The sequence below is a fragment of the Flavobacterium sp. N2820 genome, from assembly GCF_025947285.1.
Lineage (GTDB): Bacteria > Bacteroidota > Bacteroidia > Flavobacteriales > Flavobacteriaceae > Flavobacterium.
In genome coordinates this window covers 1998320-2020030 of the sequence record NZ_CP110008.1, presented here as the reverse complement: position 1 = coordinate 2020030, position 21711 = coordinate 1998320, and the positions used below count along the sequence as shown (strand labels likewise).

20 protein-coding genes and 1 tRNA gene are annotated in these 21711 nt (G+C 33.5%); 16 read left to right on the top strand and 5 right to left on the bottom strand.

Features of this window, described 5'->3' with window-relative positions; translation table 11 throughout:
• Positions 1-60 precede the first annotated feature (60 nt).
• The 6 genes from OLM52_RS09730 (at position 61) to OLM52_RS09705 (ending at position 5460) form a co-directional block, all read left to right on the top strand.
• The gene (locus OLM52_RS09730; protein ID WP_264548322.1) at positions 61-1023 is read left to right on the top strand and encodes a hypothetical protein; all 963 of its coding nucleotides are present in this window, start codon (positions 61-63) and stop codon (positions 1021-1023) included.
• Positions 1024-1701 carry a 16S rRNA (cytidine(1402)-2'-O)-methyltransferase gene (gene rsmI / locus OLM52_RS09725; protein ID WP_264548321.1) on the top strand — a complete coding sequence of 226 codons (678 nt, stop codon included), beginning with the start codon at positions 1024-1026 and terminating at the stop codon, positions 1699-1701.
• 20 nt (positions 1702-1721) lie between these two features.
• Complete coding sequence (locus OLM52_RS09720) at positions 1722-1940, top strand: PLD nuclease N-terminal domain-containing protein (RefSeq protein WP_264548320.1); 219 nt, start codon at positions 1722-1724, stop codon at positions 1938-1940.
• 2 nt (positions 1941-1942) lie between these two features.
• Positions 1943-2368 (top strand): OsmC family protein, encoded by a 426-nt coding sequence (locus tag OLM52_RS09715; protein WP_264548319.1) that lies wholly within the window; start codon positions 1943-1945, stop codon positions 2366-2368.
• A gap of 124 nt (positions 2369-2492) precedes the next feature.
• Positions 2493-4193 (top strand): single-stranded-DNA-specific exonuclease RecJ, encoded by a 1701-nt coding sequence (recJ, locus tag OLM52_RS09710; protein ID WP_264548318.1) that lies wholly within the window; start codon positions 2493-2495, stop codon positions 4191-4193.
• Positions 4186-5460 (top strand): MFS transporter, encoded by a 1275-nt coding sequence (locus OLM52_RS09705; protein WP_264548317.1) that lies wholly within the window; start codon positions 4186-4188, stop codon positions 5458-5460. The genes recJ and OLM52_RS09705 overlap by 8 nt, the downstream gene beginning before the upstream one ends.
• Here the strand turns inward: OLM52_RS09705 and OLM52_RS09700 are convergent.
• On the bottom strand, positions 5457-6245 hold the full coding sequence (locus tag OLM52_RS09700) for a UDP-2,3-diacylglucosamine diphosphatase (RefSeq protein WP_264548316.1): 789 nt from the start codon (positions 6243-6245) through the stop codon (positions 5457-5459). The two genes, OLM52_RS09705 and OLM52_RS09700, sit on opposite strands and share 4 nt — an antisense overlap.
• 126 nt (positions 6246-6371) lie before the next feature.
• Here OLM52_RS09700 and OLM52_RS09695 point away from each other — a divergent pair, with 126 nt between their 5' ends.
• The 3 genes from OLM52_RS09695 to OLM52_RS09685 are packed head-to-tail and all read left to right on the top strand — an operon-like array spanning position 6372 to position 14687.
• Positions 6372-11807, top strand: coding sequence for a gliding motility-associated C-terminal domain-containing protein (locus OLM52_RS09695; RefSeq protein ID WP_264548315.1), 5436 nt, complete (start codon positions 6372-6374; stop codon positions 11805-11807).
• A gap of 57 nt (positions 11808-11864) precedes the next feature.
• The gene (locus OLM52_RS09690) at positions 11865-12803 is read left to right on the top strand and encodes a type IX secretion system membrane protein PorP/SprF (RefSeq protein WP_264548314.1); all 939 of its coding nucleotides are present in this window, start codon (positions 11865-11867) and stop codon (positions 12801-12803) included.
• A gap of 18 nt (positions 12804-12821) precedes the next feature.
• The gene (locus OLM52_RS09685) at positions 12822-14687 is read left to right on the top strand and encodes an OmpA family protein (protein ID WP_264548313.1); all 1866 of its coding nucleotides are present in this window, start codon (positions 12822-12824) and stop codon (positions 14685-14687) included.
• A gap of 53 nt (positions 14688-14740) precedes the next feature.
• Here OLM52_RS09685 and OLM52_RS09680 read toward each other — a convergent pair whose 3' ends face one another.
• Positions 14741-15934, bottom strand: coding sequence for an ABC transporter permease (locus OLM52_RS09680; protein WP_264548312.1), 1194 nt, complete (start codon positions 15932-15934; stop codon positions 14741-14743).
• A gap of 1 nt (position 15935) precedes the next feature.
• Positions 15936-16328, bottom strand: coding sequence for a 30S ribosome-binding factor RbfA (rbfA, locus tag OLM52_RS09675; RefSeq protein ID WP_262319100.1), 393 nt, complete (start codon positions 16326-16328; stop codon positions 15936-15938).
• Between the two features lie 114 nt (positions 16329-16442).
• On the opposite strand from rbfA, the gene mce reads away from it, so the two are divergent.
• Both mce and OLM52_RS09665 read left to right on the top strand, forming a co-directional pair.
• Positions 16443-16844, top strand: coding sequence for a methylmalonyl-CoA epimerase (gene mce / locus OLM52_RS09670; protein ID WP_264548311.1), 402 nt, complete (start codon positions 16443-16445; stop codon positions 16842-16844).
• 59 nt (positions 16845-16903) lie between these two features.
• Positions 16904-16977, top strand: a tRNA-Ile gene (locus tag OLM52_RS09665).
• A gap of 212 nt (positions 16978-17189) precedes the next feature.
• Here OLM52_RS09665 and OLM52_RS09660 read toward each other — a convergent pair.
• The gene (locus OLM52_RS09660) at positions 17190-17336 is read right to left on the bottom strand and encodes a hypothetical protein (protein WP_264548310.1); all 147 of its coding nucleotides are present in this window, start codon (positions 17334-17336) and stop codon (positions 17190-17192) included.
• Positions 17337-17416: 80 nt separating this feature from the next.
• Positions 17417-18007, bottom strand: a complete 591-nt coding sequence (locus OLM52_RS09655) for a riboflavin synthase (protein ID WP_264548309.1) — start codon at positions 18005-18007, stop codon at positions 17417-17419.
• A gap of 58 nt (positions 18008-18065) precedes the next feature.
• Here OLM52_RS09655 and pdxA point away from each other — a divergent pair, with 58 nt between their 5' ends.
• The 5 genes from pdxA to accB all read left to right on the top strand — a co-directional run bounded on the left by pdxA (position 18066) and on the right by accB (position 21603).
• Positions 18066-19115, top strand: coding sequence for a 4-hydroxythreonine-4-phosphate dehydrogenase PdxA (gene pdxA, locus OLM52_RS09650; RefSeq protein ID WP_264548308.1), 1050 nt, complete (start codon positions 18066-18068; stop codon positions 19113-19115).
• Between the two features lie 81 nt (positions 19116-19196).
• On the top strand, positions 19197-19733 hold the full coding sequence (locus OLM52_RS09645) for a YceD family protein (RefSeq protein ID WP_264548307.1): 537 nt from the start codon (positions 19197-19199) through the stop codon (positions 19731-19733).
• Between the two features lie 9 nt (positions 19734-19742).
• Positions 19743-19937, top strand: coding sequence for a 50S ribosomal protein L32 (rpmF, locus tag OLM52_RS09640; RefSeq protein ID WP_166236963.1), 195 nt, complete (start codon positions 19743-19745; stop codon positions 19935-19937).
• Positions 19938-20098: 161 nt separating this feature from the next.
• The gene (locus OLM52_RS09635; RefSeq protein ID WP_264548306.1) at positions 20099-21094 is read left to right on the top strand and encodes a beta-ketoacyl-ACP synthase III; all 996 of its coding nucleotides are present in this window, start codon (positions 20099-20101) and stop codon (positions 21092-21094) included.
• Between the two features lie 26 nt (positions 21095-21120).
• A complete protein-coding gene (accB, locus tag OLM52_RS09630; protein WP_264548305.1) occupies positions 21121-21603 on the top strand; it encodes an acetyl-CoA carboxylase biotin carboxyl carrier protein in 483 nt (160 codons plus the stop codon).
• Positions 21604-21711 lie beyond the last annotated feature (108 nt).

Here is a 21711-nt window from a genome sequence, read left to right as displayed (position 1 = left end):
TGTAAGCAAAACAAAATTATTAAAAAACTATCGATATATTCAATTCCATCTAATAAAGTTATGAAGAAAAGAGTAACCGCTGAATTAATCAGTATTGCACACCGAATTTTAAAGTTAAAAAACCATTCTGAAACGGTTCAATTACAACAAGAAGCTAAAAACTTGTATGATCAATTAACGATTTTACGTTTTTATGAAGAGAATTTTGAATTGGTAAAAAATGAAATTTCGGAAGAAGTTTTAGCCGAAAAATTAGAAGCTAAACCAACCGAAGTTTTCGATGCACCTATTCAGGATAAATTCGTTGAAACTCCAGCAGAAGTTACAATTGAAACTTCTCCAGAAATGGAAGAAACGAAATCTGAACCCATAGCAGAAGAAAAAGTAGTGATTGCAGAATTAATTGTGGAAGATGATGATGAGGACGAAGAAGTATTGATGACTTCAGTTGAAGAAGAGTCAATTGAGGAAGAAATAATCGAAGAAGAACCAGTTGCAGATTCCGAAGCTTTGGAACCAAAAACGGAAGAACCAGTAGCGAAACAAATTTCGTTTGAAGATTTATTGGTACACGATTATAAAGAATTAGATTTTGTAAAAGTAGAAGATGTTCCTGCCGAAGTTGAAAAAGCAAATGAAACTATTTTTGAAGCCATAATTCCAGTTGAAGAAGTTAAGGAAGAAATCCAACCAGAACCTGTTGCCGAAACTCCAAAAGTATTGGAAGAAGTAAAAGCTACGATTGAAAAAACAAGTCAAGAACCAAAAATAAGTTCGTTAAACGATAGATTAAACAAAACGATTTCTTTTGGTTTGAACGATAGAATCGGATTTGAGAAGAAATTATTTGGCGGAAGTTCGGATGATTTTAACCGTGTAATTTCGCAATTGAATACGTTTGATAGTTTTGAAGAAGCTAGAGAATTTGTTTTAGATTTCGTAAAACCTGATTACAATAATTGGGAAGGCAACGAAGAATTTGAAGCACGTTTCATGGAAATTGTGGAGAAAAAGTTTTCATAAATGGGTAAGTTATTCATAGTTCCAACGCCTATAGGCAATTTAGAAGACATGACTTTTCGTGCCATTAGAGTACTGAAAGAAGTCGATTTAATTTTAGCAGAAGACACGCGTACCAGCGGAAAATTGTTAAAACACTTCGAAATTAATACGCACATGCACAGCCACCACATGCACAACGAACACAAAACCGTTGAAAATCTAGTCAAGCGATTGCAAGCGGGCGAAACCATTGCTTTAATTAGTGATGCAGGAACTCCAGCCATTTCCGACCCAGGTTTTTTACTCACACGCGCTTGTGTAGAAAACGGAATTGATGTGGAATGTTTGCCAGGTGCAACTGCTTTTGTGCCGGCTTTGGTGAATAGCGGTTTGCCGAATGATAAATTCGTTTTCGAAGGATTCTTACCCGATAAAAAAGGAAGACAAACCCGATTTTTAGCCTTACAAGAAGAATATCGCACCATGATTTTCTATGTATCGCCACACAAATTAAATAAAACCTTAGCCGAATTTACACAATATTTCGGAGCTGATAGACCTGTTTCTGTTTCTCGAGAATTATCCAAATTACACGAAGAAACCGTCAGAGGAACCGCAGAAGAAGTCTTAAAACATTTTGAAGCGAAACCCGCTAAAGGAGAGATTGTGGTTTGTGTTGGTGGGAAAAGTTTGAAGTAAATAATTTAAAACAATGTGCAATGGATTTTCAATTAAGTAATTTATCAGTTTTATTCTTTTGGCAACTTTTTTTATTTTTTGTTCTGTTTTTTTGGATATTTTGTATTATTGATGTTATAAGAAATTCATTTAATGGTAACGACAAGATAGTTTGGATTTTAGTCTTGCTGTTTGTTCCAATATTGGGACCTTTTTTGTATTTCTTTATCGGAAGAAAAAAAAGAATAATTAGTAATTAACTATGGAAACACACCACATAACCACTACCTGGAAAGGGAATATGCAATTTGAGTCTACTAACCCAAGTGGCGATATTATTTCAATAGATGCTGGTCCTGAAAATGGAGGAGAAGGTAAAGGCTTGCGTCCAAAAGCATTGATGTTATCAGCTTTGGCTGGTTGCACAGGTTTAGACGTAGCTTCGTTAATGGAAAAAATGAAGTTAGAAGTAGCCGATTTCAAAATTGAAACTTCAGGAGAACTAACTGAAGGACATCCAAAAACGTATCACACAGTAAAAGTAGATTACCATTTTTACGGAGATAATTTAGACGAGAAAAAACTAGAAAAAGCCGTGAATTTATCCGTAGAAAAATATTGTGGCGTGATGGAAATGTTTCGCCAATTTGCAAAAGTTGAGGTGGCAATTTTTTATCATAAATCATAAATAGTTGGTCATTTCGACGCAAGGAGAAATGACAACAAGAAAATTCAAAAATATTTATACCTTTGTCATTCAAGTATATAAGCCAAAATAAAATAATTCATAATTTTTAATTCGTAATTAAACTATGCGTTGGAATCCAAAATCTAAGCCAAATCCAGAAAAAGTACAAGCCATTCAGAGCGCCCTTCAAGTCGATGAAATCATCGCAAAATTATTAGTTCAACGAGGAATTGAAACCTTCGAACAAGCCAAAACATTTTTCCGTCCCACTTTAGCCGATTTGCATAATCCGTATCTGATGAAAGATATGGACAAAGCCGTGGCGCGAATTGAAAAAGCGATAGCTAACAACGAAAATATCTTAGTTTTTGGTGATTACGATGTCGATGGAACAACCGCTGTTTCCTTAGTTTCGAGTTATTTACGAAGTTTTTATCCGAATGTTGCGACCTATATTCCCGATAGATATGGAGAAGGTTACGGCATTTCTTATATGGGAATTGATTATGCGGAAGACAACGATATTTCCTTAATTATCGCATTGGATTGTGGGATCAAATCGATAGATCATGTGAATTATGCCAAAGCAAAAAATATTGATTTCATTATTTGCGACCATCATAGGCCAGGCGATATCTTGCCCGATGCGATTGCGGTTTTAGACCCTAAACGCGAAGATTGTTCGTATCCGTATGATGAATTATGCGGTTGCGGTGTCGGATTTAAATTGATTCAGGCTTTAGCCGAAAACAGAAACCAAACCATTGATGATTTAATATTGTATTTAGATTTAGTAGCAACAGCAATTGCAGCAGATATTGTTCCGATTACGGGTGAAAATCGGGTATTGGCAAAATTTGGTTTGGAAGTCATTAATTCCAATCCGCGACCAGGAATTAAGGCTTTGATTCAAAATGTAAAGAAGAAAGTCTTGACAATTACTGATGTTGTTTTTATCGTAGCACCAAGAATCAATGCTGCAGGAAGAATCAAACACGGAAACGAAGCCGTTGCTTTATTAACCGAATATGATTTGGAACAAGCGGAGCAATTTGCCTCCGAAATTGAGCAACATAATTCCGATAGAAAAGAATTAGACAAACAAATTACCAAAGAAGCTTTACTCCAAATTGAAGAAAATAACGAACAAAACCGATTTTCAACGGTTGTATATCAAGAAAATTGGCACAAAGGGGTTATCGGAATTGTGGCTTCACGATTGGTTGAAAATTATTATCGTCCAACCATTGTTTTTACAAAAAGTGGAGAAAAATTAGCGGCTTCAGCCCGTTCAGTGAAAGATTTCGACGTATATAATGCCTTGGAAGCTTGTGCGGAACATTTGGAACAATTCGGTGGCCACATGTATGCGGCTGGAATGACACTTTTGGAAGAAAACTACGAAAATTTCAAAAATGCCTTCGAAAAAATAGTCCAAGAAACCATTCATCCCGATTTATTAATTCCTGAAATTTCATACGATGCCGAAATCGAATTATCAGAACTTAACCCAAAGTTAATGCGTCTTTTGAAGCAATTTGAACCTTTCGGACCTCAAAACATGACACCGCTATTTCTTGCAAAAGAACTTACGGATTCCGGTTATGCTAAAACGTTAGGTGCAGATAACGAACATTTAAAAGCATTTGTAAAACAAGGTAATTCAGAAAATTTTGGAGCAATTGGTTTTGGATTGGGAAATAAATTAGATGTAGTTTCTCATAAAAATAAATTTGATGCTATTTTTTCATTGGAAGAAAATGAATGGAAAGATACAGTAACTTTGCAACTGCAATTACGCGATATCAATTCTTCAAATGGCTAAAAAAGATCCTTACGCAGCACTTCGTTTCAAAGAATTTCGTTTTTTTCTAGGGATGCGTTTTGCATTGGTATTTGCTTGGTCAATGCAATTTGTAATTATAGAATGGGAAGTATATAGTTTAACTAAAAATCCACTTTCGTTAGGAATCATTGGTTTAATGGAAATTATTCCGGCCGTTTCTATGGCTTTATTTGCGGGTCATATTGTAGATCAAAACGAAAAGAAAAGTCTTTTGATAAAATGCCTTGTTGGTTTTTCGGTAATTAGTTTAGGGTTATTTTTAGTTACAATTCCAAGTGTTGTTTCTGCGCTTTCAAAATCAACCATTTTGTGGATTATTTATGCCCTGGTTTTCCTTGGCGGAATAGTTCGTGCGTTTATTGGACCAACCGTTTTTTCATTGTTATCATTAATTGTCCCTAAGAAAAATTATCCAAACGCTGCAACTTGGAGCAGTTCTACTTGGCAAATGGGCGCAATGTTTGGGCCTGCATTGGCTGGAATTTCTATTGGAATAATTGGTGTGCATTGGTCGATGTGCTTGGTATTTGCTTGTACATTATTTGCGTTACTATGGTTGACCCAAATTTCGAAAAAGCCAATTTTGAATCCAAAAATAGGGGAGCCAATTTTTCAAAGTTTAAAAGAAGGTGTAAAATTCGTATTTACCAATAAGACCATTTTAGGTGCTATTTCATTGGATATGTTTGCTGTTTTATTTGGTGGAGCAGTGGCTTTATTACCCATTTTTGCACAAGATATTTTAAAAGTAGGTTCAGAAGGCTTTGGTGTTTTGCGTGCAGCTCCAGCCGTTGGTTCAGTTTTAACGATGTTGATTGCGGCTTATTTTTCGCTGAATAAAAACGCAGGAGTGAAGTTGTTATCCGCCATTTTCATATTTGGAGTATGTATTATTGTGTTTGGATTATCCGAAATATTTTGGATTTCGGTATTGGCTTTATTTTTAAGTGGTGTTGCTGATGGAGTATCGGTAGTGATTAGAAATACGATCTTACAATTACATACGCCTGATAATATGCGTGGAAGAGTTTCTTCTGTGAATTCAATTTTTGTAGGTTCTTCAAATGAATTAGGTGCTTTTGAAAGTGGTGTAACAGCTAAATTATTTGGAGTAGTTCGGGCGGTGGTTTTTGGTGGTTGTATGACTATTGGAACCGTTGTTGTAACCGCTTTGATTTCGCCTTCTTTTAGAAAATTGGATTTAGAAAAAGAAGTTGAAGCATTGGAAAAAAATATAGAAAATTAATTTTTGAATTCTTTCAGTTCCATTTTTTCGCCATCAAAAACGCCATAGGTAAAATAGCCAATCCAATCGCCTAAATTGATGTATTTTGAATCTGATGTCAATTCGATTTCTAAAGGTAAATGGCGGTGACCAAAAACAAAGAAATTATAGTGTTTGGTTTCTAATTTACGTTTGCAATATTGAACTAACCATTCGTTTTCTTCACCTAAATATTTTACATCTTCAACACCCGAAATGAGTTTGTTTTTAACAGACAGATATTGGGCTAATTTTACACCAATGTCTGGATGTAACCAACGAAATAACCATTTTGAAAACGGATAGGTAAATACCTTTTTCATTCGTTTGTAGCCCATGTCGCCAGGACCTTTTCCATCACCATGGCCAATTAAGAATGTTTTTCCATTGAAGGTAAATTCTTGGTTATCATGATAAACGGGAATATTTAACTCCTTTTGAAAATAATCATTCATCCATAAATCATGATTTCCAACAAAGAAATATATTGGAATTCCTTGGTCTTTTAATTCGGCTAATTTACCTAAAACTCTAATAAAACCTTTTGGAACAACAGTTTTGTATTCGAACCAAAAATCAAATAAATCACCAAGTAAAAAGATTGCCTCGGCATCTTTCTTGATTTCGTCTAACCAAGCTACAAATTTTTGTTCTCTTGGAAAACTTAAGTCAGGTGTTGGAGCTCCAAAATGTTGGTCTGAAGCAAAATAAATTTTTGAATTTGATTTCAAATTGTCGAATATTATATTATTTCTACAAAAATACATAAAATATACTGTGTTAAAAAACACATTTTATCGGATATATGTTACATTTCATCGATAGATGTATTCCAAACAATTTTAATTGTTAACTTTGGGAAATTAATCAAACCATAACAAAATATTAACATAATGAAAAAACTATTACTTTTTTTCATGTCGATTTTTTCCGTTTTAAGTTACGGTCAGTTCCCTGAAGGATTTGAAGGGCCTACGTTTCCGCCAACTGGATGGATTAGATTTGACAATGGAATTGGATTAGCTCAACAATGGAATGAGACGACAAATGCCTCGTTGGTTCATTCTGGGGCAAAAGCAGCATTTTTGAATAGAGAAAATGTAACTGATGGAACAACTGCATTAGATTGGCTAGTTGCACCGCAGGTTCTTGTTCCTGCAAATGGACAACTTCGCTTTTACACTAGAAAAACGCAAAATGGAAATTTCGGTAGTATTTATACTATTAGGGTTTCAACTGCTTCTCAGAATATTAGTACAGATTTCGTAACTGTTCAAACATGGACAGAGGCTGATTTAGTTACTACTTACAATGTTTATGAGCAAAAATTTGTTAATTTAAGTGCCTATGCCGGTCAGAATATTCACATTGCATTTGTAATGGAAAATGATAACGGGGATAGATGGTTAGTTGATGATGTGAAGGTAGATCCAGCTTGTCAAATTAATACAGCGCCTACTGCTGTGGCTTTGTCTACTTCTGCAACTTTGTCATGGACAAGTCCTAACCCAACCGGGCCATGGGAAATTGAATATGGACCTGTTGGTTTTGTTCAAGGAACAGGAACAACAATTTCTGTTACTACAAATCCATATGTTTTAACGGGTTTATCTCCGCTAACAAGTTATTGTTATTATGTAAGATCATTATGTGATGTTGATAATCCAAGTCCATGGACAGCTACATGTACTAATTTTCAAACTACTGCTTTGCCGCCCGTTTGTGGAGGTAATTTCGTTGATTCAGGAGGAGTAGCAGGAAATTATGCAAATAATGAAAATATTACTACTACAATAACACCTGTTACCGCAGGTGATGTAGTTACTGTGTTTTTTACGTCATTTAATACAGAAGCCAATTGGGATGCATTATATGTTTATGATGGGCCTTCAACGGCTTCTCCTTTAATTGCAAGTGCTAATGGTGCAGGAAATGTACCTGGCGGATTAGCTGGAGGATACTGGGGAACTACCATTCCTGGTCCATTTACTTCAACACACCCAACGGGTGCTTTAACTTTTGTTTTTAGAAGTGATTCTTCAGGGGTTAGAGCTGGTTGGACATCAAATGTAACATGTGCACCGCCACCACCTTGTGTTCAACCTACAGGTTTAACAGTAACAAATGTTACTCCAGATAGTGCCACATTATCGTGGACTGACAATAATACAACTCCACCAGTTGGAGGATGGCAAATTGTAATACAGCCAGCAGGAACAGGATATCCTACCGCAGGTTCAACAATTATAAACGCGCCTACAAATCCTTTTACGGCTACTAATTTACCACCAAATACACCTTTAGAATATTATGTATTGGCTAATTGTGGAGCTACTGATGGGGTAAGTTTTTGGGCTGGGCCAAGATCATTTACAACATTGTTCCCAGGCTGTGGTAGCTCTACACCTGCGAGTGATATATGTACAACTGCACCGCCTGTTTGTGATTTAGATGGTTACTGTGGTAACACTTCTGGTACCTATACAGATGCTTCTTGGGGAGCACTTGATACAGCTTTTTGTGGTTCTATTGAAAACAACTCGTTTTTAACGTTCCAAGCGGCATCAACTTCAATTTCTATGAACGTAGATGTGGGTAACTGTACAAATGGTAGTGGAATTCAATTTATGATTTTTACAACTACAGCTTGTGGTTCAGGAGCGGTTACTGATTTAGGATGTTACTTCAATATGGCGCCAGGCTTAAATGCTTTGACATTTACAGGACTTGTTCCGGGTCAAAATTATTACTTAATGATTGATGGTTTTGCAGGGGCGGTTTGTGATTATGCAGTTACCGTTACTACAGGAGGTTCAACTATTACCGATGTACAAATAGCTCCAGTTAATCCAACTATATGTTTAGGAGAAACTATTGCATTAACTGCTTCAGGTGGTAATGGCGTTTATAACTGGACAGGTACTGGTTTGAGTGCTACTACTGGAACAACAGTAAACTTTGTAGCTACAACTCCAGGAACTTATACAATTGTTACAGAGTCAACAGATACAAATCCAATTTGTTCTACACAAAACTCAATTGAAATTACAGTTTTAGATGTTTTACAACCAACATTTAGTAATCCTGGTCAAATTTGTGTTGGATCTCCAAATATTCCACTTTCAAATACAGATAGTAATGGGGTAACAGGAGTATGGTCAGTAGGTGGAAATCCAGTTACTGAAATTGATGCATCTGTAGGAGGAATTTTTACATATACCTTTACACCAGATCTACCGGCATTCCAATGTTCTCCAATTTTTACAATGGACATTGAAATTATTACATCTTGTACATTTAATGCTTTTGCAACAGCTGTCTATATTGATAATTGTGAAACGACAGATCCAGGTGAATTTTTTAATATTACTGGTTCTGGTGCAGATTTAATTGCTCCTGCAACGAATGTATATACTAATAATGATTTTGGAACGTATGTTCAAAATTCAGGTAATCTTATTTTGAAAGGTGCTGAATTGAAATCTTTTAAAACGGCTACATCAAATGTTTGTGGGGCTAATATGTTTTATAGAGTTTATTTGGCGTCAGCTACTCCAGGAGCATTTAATACTTTAGCTTTACCTTTCTATGATGATTGTGTTGGAGCAACTTTCCCTACGGGTGGACCTTGTGATTTAGGTGATCAAAAATGGCGTAACATTGCACAAGCAATCGATTTGACTCAGAATGCACCTGGTGATTATATTGTTGAGGTTTATTTCGATATCTTAGGAGATAATGATAGTCCTTCGCAATGTGATGATACAATTTTAGTAAATAATGCTGGAAATAATTTTATTGCTAATTTTTCAATTCAAAGTGCAATTACATTTACTTCTCAAAATGAAGAATGTGGAAGTTCAAATGCATTTATTACAGTTTCAGGATTTAATCCAGGAGATATTTACAGTGTAACATATAATGATGATACTGTAGCAGTTGGGCCAGCTAATTTCCAAGCTAACTTGACTGGAAATATCATTATCAATGGATTGAATGCAGGTACTTACGATAACTTTAATTTTGTGATTAACGGTTGTTCAATTTTTGAAGCAACACCAATTGTAATTACGAATTTTTCTCCATCGATTACACAAGTTACAAACAACTCTCCAATATGTTTTGGAAATAATGCTACATTCACAATTGAAGGTACACCAAACTTTGATGTTGATTATACAATTAATGGAGGCGCTATCCAAACAGCTTCTATTGATGCTACTGGTTTTGCAACAGTAACAGTTACTTTACCTGCAGTTGGAAATGTTGATTTAGCATTATTAAATATCCACAATTCGGTTTGTAATATTGTAGTTACAAATACATCAACGGTAATTGTGAATCCACTTCCTACTGCCACTTTATCGGCGCCAAGTCCATTTGCTTGTATTGGAAGTGATGCTGTGTTTACAGTGACTGGAACACCTAATGCAACTGTGACTTATACTATAAATGGTGGTTTAGCACAATCTGTATTATTAGATGGAACTGGAAATGCTACATTAAATATTCCTTCAACTGTTAATGTTGAAATTATATTATTAGACGTTACTGATGGAACTACGGCATGTGCTAATACTATATCAGGACAAATTTCTAACGTTGCTGTGGTTACAGTGCCAGTGCCAACGGCAAATTTAACACAACCTACTTGTGCTGTTCAAACTGGTGTTGTAGAGGTGACATCTCCTTTAATTTCTCAGTTGAACTATCCAGGAAATTTATTTATCTCGGAAGTTACAGATGCTCAGCCAGGGTCTTTAACATATGTAGAGATATATAATGGAACGGGAGCTAGTATTGATTTAAGTGGATATAGATTAAAAGTATATACCAATGGAAATACGAACCCTGCTGCAGGATGTAATTTAAATTTATCAGGTATTTTAGCTAATGATGATGTTGTAGTTATTAAACTTAGTAACAGTGCTAATGAAGGAGGAGTTACTCCAGATTTAACTTTTACAACTTGTGGTGCAGTTAATAATAATGATAAAATAGCTTTAACAACCAATACAGATGTGGAAATTGATGTATGGGGAACTTCAGATGGTACACCATTTACACCTTCTAATGGAGTTGGTTATAACTATCAAAGAGTTGCTATTGGAACCACACTTCCTTCAATCAACTGGGATCCTGCTGATTGGGTAGCAACAGACTGGGGTAGTCCAACTTCTACTCAAGGAGATTATTCAAATGTTGGTATTTATACTTTATTTGTAGCAAGTTATGAGTATATCTTAAGTGATGGAACTACTTCAACTACTCAGCCTACGACAACTTTTTCAGGTGTTATGCCAGGAAATTATACATTAGTTGTTCATGATACTATAACAAACTGTGATTCTCAACCATATAGTTTTACAATAGTAGCGCCAATATTTAATAATCCTGTAACAACGATAAGTTATTCAACACCAGTATGTAATGATAATGCTAATTTATTGCCAGATACTTCTGCAAGTGGCTTTACAAGTGGTGGAACGTATAGCTCTACCGCTGGATTAACAATTGATCCAGTAACTGGAGAAATTGATGTAATGGGAAGTACTCCTAATACTTATGCAGTAACTTACAGTGTTGCTTTAGATGCAGCTAATTGTTTAAATGCAGGAAGTTTTACCTTCAATGTAACAATCACGCCATCAACAACTAGTACATTTAACGCTATTACACTTTGTGAAGGAGATGTAAATAATGTATTGCCTACTTCTTCAGTTGAAGGATTTACAGGTACTTGGGAATTGGGAGGTTTGCCAGTTTCAACAATTGATACCTCGGTAGCAGGTAACTATACTTATGATTTTATTCCTACATCAGGTCAATGTGCATCTGCTGGTACTTTGTCAGTTATTATTGATGCAAAAATCGTAGTTACTTTTAGCAGTGTTGAAGGCTGTATAGGTTCTCAAATTGATTTCCCAACAATGTCTGTTGAAGGTTATGAATTACAAGGAACTTGGACTCCGGCGGTTATCAACAATACTGTCGCTGGTGCAACTACTTATACTTTTGTTCCTAACGATATTTGTTATGATCAAGGACAATTCTTAGTTACATTAAATGCTTGTACAATACCTAAAGGATTTTCTCCTAATGGTGATGGTAATAATGATACTTGGAACTTATCTGCTTTTGATATCAAAAAAGTTGAAGTTTTTAACAGATATGGACTTAAAGTTTACTCAAAAACTAGTTATACTGACGAATGGGGTGGTAAAGCTGATAATGGTAACGAATTGCCAACAGGTACATACTACTTTATGATTGAATTTAATGACAGACCTAGTGAAACAGGTTGGGTATATATCAATAGAGGTGAATAATAATTATATGCAGCTTTCACTTTAAAGTGAAGGCTGCTTAACTTCAAAATATTAATAATGAAAAAACTATTATTAGTTGCATTAGTTGCATTAGGTTTTACTGTTGAAACATTTGCTCAGCAAGACCCACATTACACGCAATATATGTATAATATGAGTGTGATGAATCCTGCTTACGCAGGTTCAAAGGAAAATCTTTCGATGGGATTGTTATATAGAAAGCAATGGATTGAAATTGAAGATGCTCCAACTACAGCGACCTTTTTTGGTCATACACCTGTTGGGAAAAATGTTGGTTTAGGTCTGTCAGTGGTTTCTGATAAGCTTGGTCCTGTAGAAGAGAACAATGTTTATGGAGATTTTTCGTATACTTTAAAAGTAGGGGAAAATCATAAACTTGCTTTTGGTATTAAAGCAGGATTAACAATGCAAAAAATTGGATTGTTGAGCGATGTAGATCCTTCTTTACAAGATAATTTTATAATTGATCCAGCATTTGGGTCAAATGTAGATAATACTTATTTTAATATTGGGTCTGGGGTATTTTTCTATTCTGATAAATATTATGTAGGATTTTCGGTGCCTAACTTTCTTAAAAGAACCCATTTAACAGTAAATAGTGGTGGAGATCAATATGAATTTGGACCAGAAACAGCTCATTATTTTTTAACAGGAGGTTATGTGTTTGATGTTTCAGAAAACATTAAATTCAAACCATTCTTTATGTTAAAATCTGCATTTGAGGCTCCTGCGTCATTAGATTTATCTACTAACTTCTTATTTAATCAAAAATTTGAAGCAGGTATTACTTATCGATTAGATGATAGTTTTGGTGCTATGGTTAACTACGCAGTTTCTCCTAATGTAAAAATTGGTTATGCATATGATCATATCGTATCTGATTTAAATGTAACAACACCTTCTTCTCACGAGATTATTTTGTTGTTTGATTTGAACTTCCCGAAAAAAGTATCAAGTTCTCCAAGATTTTTCTAACCTAAAAGCGATAACGACATGAAAAAAATATATTTAACATTGAGTTTTGTAATCGCAAGTGGTTTACTTAGTGCACAAAACAAAGACACCAAGGCAGCTGATAAATTATTCGATAGATATGAATATGTTGATGCTGCTAATGAATATTTAAAATTAACAGAAAAAGGTAAAGCAGATAGTTATGTCTATAAGCAACTTGCTGATAGTTATTATAACGTTTTTAATACCAAAGAAGCTGTAAAATGGTTTGCAAAAGCAATTGAAGAAAAGCAGGATGCAGAAACGTATTACAAATATGCTCAAATGTTAAAAGCTGAGGGTAATTATACTGAAGCCGATAAACAGATGAAACAATTTGCAGCTCTTGCTCCAAACGATCAAAGAGCAAAAGCATTCAATTCTAATCCGCAATATTTATCAACGCTTAAAAATCAGTCAAAATTATATGACGTTGTTAAATCTGATATTAGTAGTGATAATACTGATTTTGGTGCTGTTTTAACAAACGATAATAACATTTATTTTACTAGTTCTAGAAATACTTCAAAAAGAAATAGTAATTGGAATGAAGAACCATACTTAGATTTATATAAGGCAACTTATAACGAAAATAAAACGATTAGTGAAGCTACTGCTGTTGATAATTTGAATACGAGATGGCATGATGGTCCAGCTTCTGTTAGTTCAGACGGTAGTGCTATTTTTTATGGTAGTGAAAGCTTTAATGAACAAGAGTTTACTAAAGACAAAGAGAAAAAATCAAAATTCGGTAAAATTTATCTTTATAAAGCAACTAATACTGGTGGTTCATGGTCAAACAGTAAACCATTACCTTTTAACAATCCAGCATATGATGTAAGAAATCCTAGCATCAGTAAAGATGGAAAAACTTTATATTTTTCTTCAAACATGCCAGGTGGTTTTGGTGGAGATGATATTTGGAAAGTTTCTGTTAATGGTGACGAATATGGAACTCCTGAAAATTTAGGTGCTAAAGTTAATACCGAAGCAAACGAAAGTTTTCCTTTTATTACAGATGATAATGTATTGTTCTTTTCTTCAAATGGAAAACAAGGTTTCGGTGGTTTAGATGTTTTTAAAATGGATCTAAGTAAAGGTACTGATGCTGTAAATGTTGGAGCTCCTGTAAATACTGAAAAAGATGATTTTGCATTTACATATAATACTGCTAAAAAGATTGGTTTCTTTTCGAGTAATAGAGGAGGAAATGATGACATTTATATTGCTGACCCAGTTTGTGGTGTTCAAGCAATTGCACTTGTAAAAGATGCTAAAACTGGCTATGTAATTGAAAGTGCAAATGTTGTTTTAGTTGACCAAAAAGAAAAAGTTGTTGCTAATCAAACAACAATGGCTAATGGTAAATCTTCTTTTGGAGTAAACTGTAATATGCCTTATAATTTCCAAGTTTCTAAACAAGGTTATGAAAGTGCCGTTGGATCAGTAGCAAAAACAGATGGAGGTGAAGTTGTAGTTGAGATTTTAATGCAACCAATTTTACCAATAATTACAGAAAAAGAAGTTATTTTACAACCAATTTTCTTCGAGTTTAATAAAAGTAATATTACACAGCAAGGTGCTGCCGAACTTGATAAGTTAGTTCAAGTTATGGTTGAACACCCTACTATGGTTATTTTTGCAAAATCGCATACAGATAGTAGAGGTAGTGATAAATACAATTTGAATTTATCTGATAGAAGAGCAAAAGCTACTGTACAATATCTTGTTTCTAAAGGTGTTGCTAAGGATAGAATTTCTGGACAAGGTTTTGGTGAAAGCGAACCAAAAGTTGTTTGTGAAAATTGTACTGAAGAAGAACACGCTCAAAACAGAAGAAGTGAATTCTTGATTGTTAAGAAATAATAATTAATAGTATATAATAAAAAAGGCAACTGAAAAGTTGCCTTTTTTTATGTTTAAATACCTTTGTTAGCTGTTCCAGAGGCTATCCAAGAGGATATAATTCCCAAAACAGATATTGTTGTTAGAACTGTAAAAATATTACGCCAATCAAATACAACAGGATAAGGCATTGTAGGTGTAATCATTATTAGCGAAAATTGTTGTTGTAATAGCACAATTCCAATCGCTAAGATTAATCCAATCATTAGTCCAAAAAATGTAATGATAATTCCTTGAGTAAAAAAAATAGTTCTAATAGATTTTTTTGTTACTCCTAAATTGTATAATGTTTTTAAATTTTCTTTTTTATCAATAATTATCATAACAATTGCTCCTGCCAAGCAAAACAATGTTAAGATGACTACTAGTGTGCTAAAAAGATAAATAAATAAATTTTCAGATTGTAGCATTTTGTAGAGCGAATCATTTAATTGTGCTCTGTTTTTAATCTTGATGTTTTTACCAAAAATAGTTGCTAGTTCACTTCTAATTTCATCTTCATTGCTGTTTCGTTTCGTTTTGATTTCAATATTTGTAAATTGATTAGGTTTCAATCCTAATAAGTTTTGCGCTAACACAACATCACAAAAAACGTATTTTCCGTCCAATTCTTCGTTAATTGAATATATTCCAGAAGGAAAGAGAAATGATTTGTTAAATGCTTCTTCAGGATTTTCAATATTGCCCTTGCCTGGTTTCGGAGCATAAACTTCTAATGGATTATTGAAATCAAACAATCCTAACGCTAATTTTCTACTAATTTCTGCACCAACAACAACGTCTTCAGAATTAGATTCAATCCATTCGCCCGCATACATGTGATTTTTAAAGTCATTTACTTTAATGTAATTGTTGTCAACACCCTTTATGTGCGCTACAATTTCTTTTTCTTTGAATAAAAAATACACACGTTCTTCGGCTATTTTACTAAAGGTTACAATGTTTTTATTTGCTTTTAATTGTTGTTCTTGTTTAGATGAAATAGTAAAAAATTTTCCCGCAGAAGTTTCTATTCTTAAGTCAGGATCGGTTGCATTTGCAAAGTTTAAAGTAAATTCTTTTAAACCACTAAAAACAGATAAAAAAATAAATAGTGCCATAGTACTTGCTATGATTCCAACAGAAGCAATGCCAGTAATTATATTTATGGCTTTGTTTTTGCTAAAACTTATAGCATAACGCTTGGCGATATAGAATGAAATTTTCAAATTACGATTTCTTTCTTTTTTCTAATAAATCTGGATTTTCAATTGGGTTTTCCTCTCCAGTTAATGCTTTGTCAATTTTTTCGATGTAGTCTAAACTGTCATCAATGTAAAAAATCAAGTTAGGAACCTTGCGTAATTGATTTTTTACACGTTGTGCTAAGTCATGTTTAATTAATGGAGCATTACTTTTTACAGCAGCTAAAATTTCTCCTGCCTTTTCAGTAGGAAAAACACTTAAATGTACTTTTGCAATTGATAAATCGGAAGTTACATTCACTTTAGAAACCGAAATCACTAAATTGTTTATGTTATTTTTACGGATTTCACCTTGTAAAATTGATACTAAATCATTTTGTAGTAGTGCTCCTATTTTTTTTTGTCTATTTGTTTCCATTTGGCAAAAATACGATTTTTTTTTAAGCTAAAAGTAAATGTATTTTCTTCTGGTAAAGTGTTGTTGTCTTTTAAAATTGTTAATTTTGTCTTGTAATATCACATTTAGTAGAGCATGAGAAAAATTGAACATATTGGTATCGCTGTAAAAAGTTTAGAAGCATCAAATATACTTTTCGAAAAGTTATTTGGACTACCGCCTTATAAAGAGGAAGAAGTAGTTAGTGAAGGAGTAAAAACCTCGTTTTTCATGAATGGACCTAACAAAATAGAATTATTAGAAGCAACAAATCCTGATAGTCCAATTGCAAAGTTTATCGAAAAAAAAGGAGAAGGAATCCATCACATAGCTTTTGACGTATATGATATAGAAGAAGAAATTAAAAGGTTAACGGAAGAAGGCTTTGTCGTTTTGAATGAAGTTCCAAAAAAAGGCGCTGATAATAAGCTTGTTGCTTTTCTACATCCTAAAGGAACAAATGGTGTTTTGATAGAGCTATGTCAAGAAATAAAATAATCTTTTGAAAAAAGATTTGCGTGCATTAAAAAATAGTAGTAATATTGCATCCTCAAACTGGTCCTATAGCTCAGTTGGTTAGAGCACCTGACTCATAATCAGGTGGTCCCTGGTTCGAGCCCAGGTGGGACCACTTTAGTTTGAAAATTTGACAGAAAAATGCTATAAAATTTAAAATTTAAGTTTTTTTTAAGTTTTTTTGTTAAAATAAGTTGTTAAGTTCAAAAATATTTATATTTTCGTATTAATTAATTCGTTAAACAATTGTAAATATTAACTTATTATTAAATATTTTTTATTCTGATTGCAAAATCAATTTAATTAATATTTTTACCCCCTATAAATCTATGATATGAATAAAATTTTAACTTTGTTAATGTTGCTTTTTTGCGTGCAGTTAACAACAGCGGCTGGTACTAATCCACCACCTCCAACACCACCACCTCCAGTTGGTCTGCCTATTGATAGCGGTATAGTTGTGTTGTTTTTCATAGCATTAGTGATGGGTAGTTATTTGTCAAAAAAATATATATTTATAAAAAAAGGCTCTTTTTAAGAGCCTTTTTTGTGTTTTATTTTCTCAATTCGTTCAAACGACTTACATATTTGCCAATTACATCAAATTCTAAGTTTACTTTTGTGTTAATTTTAAAAGTATTAAAATTAGTATGTTCGTAGGTATAGGGAATTATTGCAACACTAAAAGTATTTAATCCAGAATTTACTACAGTTAGACTTGTTCCGTTTACAGTAATAGAACCTTTTTCAATTGTTATGTTGTTTAAAGAGGCGTCGTATTCAAATGTAAAAACCCAACTTCCATTTGCTTCTTTGATATTTGTACAAGTTCCGGTCTGATCTACATGTCCTTGAACAATGTGTCCGTCTAGTCTGTCGCCAAGTTTCATTGCGCGTTCTAAATTTATAACATCTCCAACCTTCCATGTTCCAATTGAAGTTTTGTCAATTGTTTCTTTGATGGCGGTTACAGTGTAATTTTTATTGTCAATTTTCACAACGGTTAAACAAATACCATTATGTGCAACACTTTGGTCTATTTTTAATTCGTGTGTAATTTCAGATTCTACCGTTAAGTGCAGGTTTTCCTGTTCTTTTTCGATTTCTTTTATAATTCCGAGCGTTTCTATAATTCCGGTAAACATAACTGATTTAATTTTACTAAATTTGCACATCAAAAGTAAGCAATAAATCACATTTGTTATGGTTAAAAAAGCAGAAAATATAATTGTAGGAATTTCGATTGGAGATTTAAATGGTATTGGAAGCGAGGTCGTTTTAAAAACATTTGAAGATACTCGAATGTTAGAATTATGTACGCCAGTAATTTTTGCCAATGTAAAAATTGTGTCTTTTTTAAAAAAAGAATTGAAATTAGATGTCGCTATTCATGGTATAGATAAAATTGAGCAACTTGTTGTAGGTAAAGTCAATGTGTTAAATGTTTGGCGCGAAGGTGTAAATTTAGAATTCGGTAAAAATGACGATGTTGTAGGAGGTTATGCTATAAAATCATTTGTTGCGGCAACTAAAGCTTTAAAAGAAGGTTTTGTGGATGTTTTAGTAACTGCTCCTATAAATAAATATAATATTCAATCTGAAGAATTTAAATTTCCGGGTCACACCGATTATTTAGATAAAGAATTAGAAGGTGATGCTTTAATGTTAATGGTTCATGATGATTTACGTGTTGGTTTGCTTACAGATCATGTTCCCGTAAACGAAGTGGCAAAACATTTGACCGAAAAATTGATTTTAAACAAAATAAAAACCATTATTGAAACTCTAAAACAAGATTTTGAAATTGAAAAACCAAAAGTTGCCGTTTTAGGATTAAATCCACATTCTGGAGATAATGGTGTAATTGGTCAAGAAGAAGAAAAAATTATTAAGCCTACATTAAAAAAATTATTTGAAGCGGGAAATATGGTTTTCGGACCTTTTCCAGCGGATGGATTTTTTGGTTCGGCACAATATGAAAAATACGATGCAGTAATTGCAACATATCATGACCAAGGTTTAATTCCATTTAAAACGTTGTCGTTTGGTAACGGAGTAAACTATACGGCAGGATTAAATAAAGTTAGAACTTCTCCTGATCATGGAACGGCATATGAAATTGCAGGAAAAGGAATAGCGAATCACGAGTCATTTAAAGAGGCGGTTTATTTAGCAATTGATATTTATAATAAAAGAAATGACTATCAAGAACTAATTAAAAATCCTTTAAAAACAAAAGAAAAGCAGTTATAAACAAAAAAATGTTTACAACTGGTTTGAATTTATAAATATTTTATATCTTTGCACACCTTTTAAAAAGGTAAAACTGTTGTTATGAATGATTTAAAAGAATTTTTGGTTCCATTTGCGGGATTGAAGTTGGGGAAGCATCAGTTTGATTATCAATTAGATAATACGTTCTTTAAGCACTTTGATTATGATGAATTTAACGATGCATCAATTAAAGTTGACATTGTTTTAGAGAAGAAAAGCACTATGCTTGAGCTCGATTTTAAGCACAAAGGAACTGTAAATGTACCTTGTGATGTTTCGGGAGAAGAGTTTGATTTGCCAATTAAAGGAAAATTTAAGCTTTTGGTCAAGTTTGGTGATGTATTTAACGATGAAAATGAAGAATTACTGATATTGCCCCATGGAGAATTTCAGTTTAGTGTTGCACAATATGTATATGAAACGATTGTATTGTCAGTTCCATTGAGAAGAGTGCATCCAGGAATAAAGGACGGTTCACTAAAAGAAGTAATTGAAAAATTAGAATCACTTGCTCCAAAAGAAGGAAAAACAGAAGAGCAAAAAGATGACATAGACCCTAGATGGGAAAATTTAAAAAAACTATTAACGGATAAATAAAGTAGAAAAATGGCACATCCTAAGAGAAGACAGTCGTCGACAAGAAGAGATAAAAGAAGAACACATTACAAAGCGACAGTTGCACAAATTGCTACTTGTCCTATAACTGGCGAAGCACACTTATACCACAGAGCTTATTGGCACGAGGGTAAAATGTACTACAGAGGTCAAGTTGTAATTGATAAGGCAGAAGCTGTAGCTTAATTGCATTAAAAAAATAGAGAAAACTCTCACATTGTGAGGGTTTTTTTGTTAACTACCAGTTTGTTACATATTTATAGTAACGAATAGGATGGTTTTGAATTTTTTTTTGTAATTTCCACCACTTTTCGAATCAAAAAATTCGAGAAGAAAAAATAACCTTTATGACTAAAATAACAGCAGCAATTACCGCTATTGGTTCGTATGTTCCAGACTACGTTTTATCAAATCAAGTTTTGGAAACATTGGTAGATACCAATGACGAATGGATTACCACTCGTACAGGAATTAAAGAAAGAAGATTATTAAAAGAAGAAGGCAAAGGAACATCTTACCTTGCTATTAAAGCAGCTCAAAACTTATTAGAGAAAGCCAACTTAGATCCTAAAGAAATTGATTTAGTGATTATGGCAACTGCAACTCCAGACATGCCTGTAGCTTCAACAGGTGTTTATGTAGCCACAGAAATTGGCGCAACAAATGCTTTTGCTTATGATTTGCAAGCGGCTTGTTCAAGTTTCCTTTACGGAATGTCTACCGCATCAGCTTATATAGCATCAGGAAAATATAAAAAAGTATTGTTAATTGGTGCTGATAAAATGTCATCAATTATCGATTATACTGATAGAGCTACTTGTATCATCTTTGGAGATGGCGCAGGAGCTGTTTTATTCGAGCCAAACTACGAAGGCTTAGGATTACAAGATGAAATCTTAAAAAGCGACGGAATTGGTAGAGAATTCTTAAAAATTGAAGCCGGAGGTTCTATTTTACCTCCTTCAGAAGAAACAATTAAAAACAAACAACATTTTGTTTTTCAAGATGGAAAAACGGTTTTTAAATATGCAGTTTCTGGTATGGCTGATGTGAGTGAAAAAATCATGCAACGTAACAATTTATCTCATGACGATGTAAACTGGCTGGTAGCACATCAAGCAAACAGAAGAATTATCGACGCCACTGCAAATAGAATGGAATTAGACGAATCTAAAGTGTTAATTAATATTCAAAAATACGGTAATACAACATCAGCAACCCTACCCTTATTATTATCTGATTTTGAAAATCAACTTAAAAAAGGAGATAATATCATTTTTGCTGCTTTTGGTGGTGGATTTACATGGGGTGCTATCTATTTAAAATGGGCTTACACGAAATAAAAATAAACTAAACTAAATCAAATATTATGGATATTAGAGAGATTCAAAACCTAATCAAATTTGTAGCAAAATCAGGAGCTACAGAAGTAAAATTAGAAATGGACGATTTTAAAATCACCATAAAAACTACCACGGAGGGTACTGAAAGTACAACAACTTATGTGCAACAAATGCCAATGCAAGCTGCACCTCAAATGATTGCTCCTCAAGCGGTTTCTCCAGCTGTTTCAGATACAGTTTCTGCACCAGCTTCTGATGATAATGCTAAATATATTACTGTAAAATCACCAATTATTGGTACTTTCTATAGAAAACCTGCACCAGACAAACCAATGTTTGTAGAAGTAGGAACAACTATTGGAAAAGGAGATGTATTGTGTGTAATTGAAGCTATGAAATTATTCAACGAAATTGAATCAGAAGTTTCAGGTAAAATTGTAAAAGTTTTAGTTGACGATTCTTCTCCAGTTGAATTTGATCAACCATTATTCTTAGTAGATCCATCATAATTTAGATTATTAGATATTATTAGATTGCTAGATTATTAGATTATTAGATTTTTTAAATTTCTAATAATCCATCAAATGAACGTCGATTAGTTGGCGAAGCAATCTAAA